The sequence below is a fragment of the Gloeothece verrucosa PCC 7822 genome, assembly GCF_000147335.1.
Classification (GTDB): domain Bacteria; phylum Cyanobacteriota; class Cyanobacteriia; order Cyanobacteriales; family Microcystaceae; genus Gloeothece; species Gloeothece verrucosa.
Genome location: NC_014501.1, coordinates 1616501 through 1622500 on the forward strand (window position 1 = coordinate 1616501; position 6000 = coordinate 1622500).

6 protein-coding genes (1 of these 6 running past the window's edge) are annotated in these 6000 nt (G+C 39.7%); 3 read left to right on the forward strand and 3 right to left on the reverse strand.

What is annotated here, in order from left to right:
* Positions 1-51: 51 nt before the first annotated feature.
* Complete coding sequence (locus tag CYAN7822_RS07230) at positions 52-456, reverse strand: DUF1830 domain-containing protein (protein ID WP_013321586.1); 405 nt, start codon at positions 454-456, stop codon at positions 52-54.
* 558 nt (positions 457-1014) lie between these two features.
* Between CYAN7822_RS07230 and CYAN7822_RS07235 the strand changes: the two genes are divergently transcribed.
* Complete coding sequence (locus CYAN7822_RS07235) at positions 1015-2583, forward strand: photosystem II high light acclimation radical SAM protein (protein ID WP_013321587.1); 1569 nt, start codon at positions 1015-1017, stop codon at positions 2581-2583.
* 269 nt (positions 2584-2852) lie between these two features.
* On the forward strand, positions 2853-3341 hold the full coding sequence (locus tag CYAN7822_RS07240) for a GNAT family N-acetyltransferase (protein WP_013321588.1): 489 nt from the start codon (positions 2853-2855) through the stop codon (positions 3339-3341).
* On the opposite strand, the gene CYAN7822_RS07245 is transcribed toward CYAN7822_RS07240, so the two are convergent.
* Together CYAN7822_RS07245 and CYAN7822_RS07250 are read right to left on the reverse strand one after the other, a co-directional pair.
* Positions 3271-4095: a sensor histidine kinase gene (locus CYAN7822_RS07245; RefSeq protein WP_013321589.1), complete on the reverse strand. Its 825-nt coding sequence runs from the start codon at positions 4093-4095 to the stop codon at positions 3271-3273. The two genes, CYAN7822_RS07240 and CYAN7822_RS07245, sit on opposite strands and share 71 nt — an antisense overlap.
* Before the next feature lie 15 nt (positions 4096-4110).
* On the reverse strand, positions 4111-4692 hold the full coding sequence (locus CYAN7822_RS07250; protein WP_013321590.1) for an L-threonylcarbamoyladenylate synthase: 582 nt from the start codon (positions 4690-4692) through the stop codon (positions 4111-4113).
* A gap of 496 nt (positions 4693-5188) precedes the next feature.
* Between CYAN7822_RS07250 and CYAN7822_RS07255 the strand changes: the two genes are divergently transcribed.
* On the forward strand, positions 5189-6000 hold the 5' portion of the coding sequence (locus tag CYAN7822_RS07255; RefSeq protein WP_013321591.1) for a DUF3747 domain-containing protein. The gene runs 436 nt beyond the window's last position; 812 of the gene's 1248 nt are visible here — the first part of the coding sequence; its start codon is at positions 5189-5191; its stop codon lies beyond the right edge, outside the window.

The following is a 6000-nucleotide window of genomic DNA, read 5'->3' on the forward strand; positions in this document are numbered from 1 at the left end:
TTTAATGGGTAACTAATGACTGATGACTAATGACTAATGACTAATGACTATTTAATTAGCAGAAAGCAACGCCGTTTTAAAAGCTACGATGAGCGGTTGCGCTTGTGAGTTATGCTCAGCTTTTTTGTGATTGGATGTTTGATGAGCTACGGTAGCCGCCACTGTAACCGGTTCCACATCTAAATCGTCATCATCACTACTGTCATTAATACAGAGACGTTCACAAGGGATTGTATCAGAGAGAATAGCACTAGCCATCATCCCTGTATGAATTTCTAATAATGCTTGTGATAGGGCTTCAAATACTAGGCGTTGTCCAGGAAAAACTACCCGTTCAAAGTACCAGTTAGAGATATTAGTTATACGAACCACTTGAATCTGACTGGTAGCATTCACATAGCAGCAAAGGATAATATCTTTTTGATCATTTGGGATGGGATCTAGGATTTGAGCCATAACGATTAGAATCTTCTTAAACGGGTTTTGTATTGTTGTTAATAACCTAGCATTGTGTGATCCCCGTTAGCTGTAAAGAAAATTACATTCCCTCTCTATGAAAGGGTTTTAGCTCATATTTTAATTTTTTAGACTTTTAATCGCCATTTTAAAACAAAAATAGTATTTTAGCCCGGATAACTGCCGGCTACTGCTCTATTGGCCTAACTGGTACTCATTCTCAGTTTAACAATGGGGTCCCATCAGAAACCTCTAAGCAATGGCAGGTACCTAAAGCGGTAAATCTGGACTTAGTCGAGCCTGATGTCGTTTGAGTACGTGTGTTTTTAACGGGTTGCTCAGTCTCTTAGGTGCTGTTAAAGTTAAGATATATTAAGAGTAAGTCGCTTACCTTAAGTTATCAGGGCTGATTACTTATTTTTCTTTTTGACTTTGGGGTAAGCTATAGAATCCCAAAGACGACAACTATATACATCAGTCTTTAGATAGATTTATTAAGTTTTATTAAGGTAGTCCACCTTAACCATAGTAACCTCTTTTAAAATTAGCCAAGCAACCATGAATCAGCGAGTTCTTTATGTCCGTCTCCCTTGTAACCCAATATTTCCTATCGGTGTTGTCTATCTAGCCGATCATCTTCATAAGTTGTTCCCCGATCTCGAGCAAAAAATCTTTGATCTCGGCACTGTGCCGCCGTTAGATTTTAACGAGTCCTTAGATCGTTGTATTGATGAATTTAAGCCGACTCTGCTGGTATTCTCTTGGCGAGACATTCAAATTTACGCGCCAGTAGGCGGAAGAGGCGGAAATCCTCTGCAAAATGCTTTTGAGTTTTTCTATGCCAAAAACCCTCTGATTAGGTTAAGAGGAGCTTTAGGAGGATTAAAAGTTACAACCGCTTATTATGGAGAACTTTGGCGAAATCGAGGCTTAATTCGTCGCGGACTGGCCAGGGCCAAGAAATATCATCCAGATGCCAAAATGGTTGTCGGAGGCGGTGCGGTGAGTGTCTTTTATGAACAGTTAAAGACGATGTTACCTCAAGGAACGATTGTTTCTGTGGGAGAGGGAGAAGTCTTATTAGAAAGAGTTTTGCGAGGTGAAGATTTTTCGGACCAACGCTGTTATGTGGTGGGAGAGACACAACCGAGACAGAGAATGATTCATGAGTTTCCCACTCCTATCGAAAAAAGTGCCTGTAATTACGACTATATCGCCAGTATATGGTCAGAATTTGACTATTATTTCCAAGAAAACGACTTTTATGTCGGGGTACAAACCAAGCGAGGTTGTCCTCACAACTGCTGTTATTGCGTTTATACGGTGGTAGAAGGAAAACAAGTGCGTATTAACCCGGCTGATGAAGTGGTTAAAGAAATGCGCCAACTTTATGACCGAGGAATTCGGAATTTTTGGTTTACCGATGCTCAATTTATCCCCGCCCGCAAGTTTATTGATGATGCGGTAGAGTTGTTAGAAAAAATACTTGATTCGGGTATGAGGGATATCCATTGGGCGGCTTATATTCGAGCAGATAATTTAACCCCCCAATTATGTGATTTAATGGTCAAAACGGGGATGAATTATTTTGAGATAGGAATCACTAGCGGCTCTCAAGAGTTGGTGCGAAAGATGCGGATGGGATATAATTTGCGTACTGTCTTGCAAAATTGCCGTGACTTAAAAGCGGCAGGATTTAATGATTTGGTGTCAGTGAATTATTCATTTAATGTCATTGATGAAACTTTTGATACTATCCGTCAAACCATCGCTTATCACCGAGAATTAGAGCGAATATTTGGGGTTGATAAGGTTGAGCCAGCGATCTTTTTTATTGGGTTACAACCTCATACTCACCTAGAACAATATGCTTTTCAAAAGGAGATCATCAAACCTGGGTATAATCCCATGAGTATGATGCCTTGGACGGCCATGAAGTTATTATGGAATCCGGAACCATTAGGGTCTTTTTTTGGAGAAGTATGTCTGCAAGCTTGGCAACAAAATCCTAATGATTTTGGGCGCGAGGTGATGAAAATTCTCGAGGAACGCTTAGGATGCGCGGATTTAGAAGAAGCGTTAACGGCTCCTTTAGAGCCTAAGAAAAAAGCTTTAGCCTTAGCTTAAGTGATGAGGTGGGCTAATCGTTCCCACCTTATGCTCATCCGATTTTTTGTCAGCAAATCCTTACAATTTACTGAAAAAAGCTTGATTTTTCCGTCAAACTCGTTACAATTTTACTTATGGAACTAAAAAGTTTCATTAAGGCCAAGTCAAACCCCTAACCGAATAACCATCACAAAAAGACACAAAAGGGTTAGTGTTGTTTGGCATTATTGATTGGCATTCAACAACAGCACTCAAATTTTCTTTACACCAAGCCATAGGACTCGCTCATGGATTGCCGTCACATTCAATTTTGTCTCGACAAATCAAAAATTGATCTGATTCAACTGCAAAATCTCTACAATATTACTTCATTTTGGGCACGAGACCGCCAAATTGAAGATTTAGAAATAGCAATTGCTAACAGCAATCCGGTTGTCAGTGTCTGGGACGGAAATCGAATGATAGGCTGTGCTAGGGCAACTTCAGACGGAATTTATCGAGCTACCATTTGGGATGTGGTCATTGACCCCGACTATCAAGGATTTGGTTTAGGCCGTAAATTAGTGGAGACTGTCTTAAGTCATCCTCTGCTGAACCGAGTAGAAAGAGTTTATTTGATGACCACCTACCAACAAAATTTTTATCAACGCATTGGATTTGAAGAGAACCAGTCAACTACTATGATTCTCTATAATTCTGAGGCTCCTAAACCGTTGCCCATTCTTGAGCAACAGACTCAGGCGAAGCTAGAGGAATTAAGCACTGTATTTGTGTGAAACGTTGGCTTTGATTTTCTGGGGACATCGGCAAAATTTCTAATTGTCCCTGCATCATTTCTATGAGGGTTTGTGCCAATAAAAATTTTAAAGTTGGCGACATTTCTAGCGTCTTGCTAAAATTTTTAACCGTCTCAAGGGAAGGTTCAGAACCAATGCCAGGAAATTGACCATCTTCTTGCCAAAGCTCAACAGAACAAGGAATATTGAGGTAAATTATCACTCGATCCGATTCGGGATTGACTTGAGCTAAAATTTGAATTGTGCCTTCTTTAGTTAAGTTAATTCCCGTATCAACGAGAGTAATCAAAATTTGGCGAAATTTTTCCAAGTCAGCCCTAATATAAAGAGCCGGTTGGGGAAGAATAATTTCTAGTTTAAGATTGCGATTGGCGGCTTGTAAGTGAGTAAATTGATAAAGATCTGCAAAAACCATTTCCAAGGAAAAAGAAATAATATTTAAAGAGATTCTGCCATATTCAAGTTTAGAAACCATCAGAATTTCATCAATCATTTTTAACAATTTCTGGATGGCTTGATAGGCTTGCTCAATAGATTCTCTTTCTTCTTCAGGACTCTCACAGAGATTATGTAAAATTAATTGATGTAATCCCATTATGGTACTAATAGGAGACCTCAATTCATGGGAAATGCGGGCTAAAAAGCCGGTTTTGAATTGGCTAAGTTGTGCCGCCATTTGATAAGCCACTTGGGCTTGCTGTAAGTCTTTTGTGAGCCGATCAACCTCATTCATTTTAGAGATTAGAAATTAAAGGTTACTTGGTATTATTGGTCCTTGGCGCAATATTTCCCATCCCAGATTTGTCCACTTTATGACTGTAGAAGGAGAACCACTACCTGGAGGAGATTCTTCATCAAGAGTCAAAACCTCGGGAAACACTTGTGCTATTTTATTCATGGACAAAAGAGCGGGTTCTCCTGATAGATTAGCACTGGTTGTTGCTAATGGGCCAGTTTTGGACAAAATCATTTGAGCAACCTGGTGTTTGGGGACTCGAATACCAATGGTTGTAGGATCTGTAGGATTCATCGCCACAGGAATTTTTTCTGAAGCCGGTAAAACTAAGGTTAATGCACCGGGAAGATATTTTTGCCCTAATTCTTGCCAGATGTCTAATTCTTTGGCCGTGCCGCTCACATAAGGCCAAAGATCCTCTAGAGAGGCTCCCATGAGAATTAGGGGTTTATCTTGCGGACGTTGTTTAGCCACAAAGATTAATCCTGAGTATGAAGGTAAAGCCGCTAAAGCGGGTACGGTATCAGTGGGAAAGCTGACAACTTTACCGGCTTTAGTACCGGCAATGAGTTCAGCAAGGGAAACCTTGGGCATAAATGTTACACAGAAGTATTTTCTGTTTAATTTTAATCATTTTGAGTCCTTGTTTACCTGTCCGGCTAGTGAGTGAGGAACTTTTATTAAATGACTAGCATCTGTGTCTTTAGCTTGTCAGTAAGAGTCAGCCAAGTTAAAAAACTACCGAGATCACCTCTTTCTTCTGCCTTCTCACGCCGCATAAATAAACCCGCTTTCCTATACCGTAGGGACTCTCTTTCAGTAAAATAAAAAGCACAAAGCCAAAATTTTTTTGGCTATTGAATGTTAGGTCACTCAATTTTTTAAAAATCCCTTCATGGGAAAACATAGCTTTTTTAAACAATGAAGCTACTGCTCTCTGTTCTAATGAGTGTTTATAATTAATTCTAATAGAGGGTAATGGCCAGGTTTTAAAGCCTTATTACCCCTAACGGATTATCCCTAGCGGAACTTTAAAAATAAAAGCTTAGTCTATAAAATCTTGGTGAGCAGATCAAGGGAGAAAAAGAAGATGAAAATGACACCATTAAAACGAATAACTGCTCTAGCGACCATAGCATTTATCAGTGTAATTGCTATTGGTTCCGTAAAAGCGGCGGGTCAGTTTGAAGAAACAGAAATTAATCAAAATGAAGTGGTAGCAATTGCCCGACCTTATGGCGGAAATAAATATGATTTATTGGTGATTCAACAAATTCCTGGTAAACGTCAATGTTGGAGTGAAAGCGGTTCAAACCCTGTAGTAGTTGACCCTTTATTGCTCAATTATGATTTTACGGGTATTTGTAATCGCTCCACTGATAGTAATGGTTATTCAATTCGTCTTGACGGTCAAGATTATGGTTTAGATTATCTTTTGAGAATCGTTGAACGTAATGGAGAGTTAGTTTTAGTAGGGACTAACCGAAGCAACTCTTCTCAAGAGATTGTAGTCGCTAGAACAAAAGGGATGGCTTCAGGCTTTTTAAAATTCCAACTAGAACCGGGTTGGGAATTTACTAAAAGAACTTATAACGGGAAAATGTTAGGTCACTTTTACTTTAGTGGAAAGAGCGCGGCGATCGCCAATGGGGCTTCATCCACTGGAGTAGCGACTAATCCTCAAAATCCCCCAACCAGTACAGGCAGTACAAGCAGTACAAACAGTTTTGGCGATATCAATCAAGACATTTATCGTTCAGAAATACAACAGGCGATCGCTTTAGGCTTTATTTCTGGATTTAAGGAAGATAATACTTTCCGTCCTGATGTTCCTCTGACTCGCGAACAACTGGTATCAATGATCATGGAAGCCTTGAAAACGATTCCCAATGTTCAGCTTAC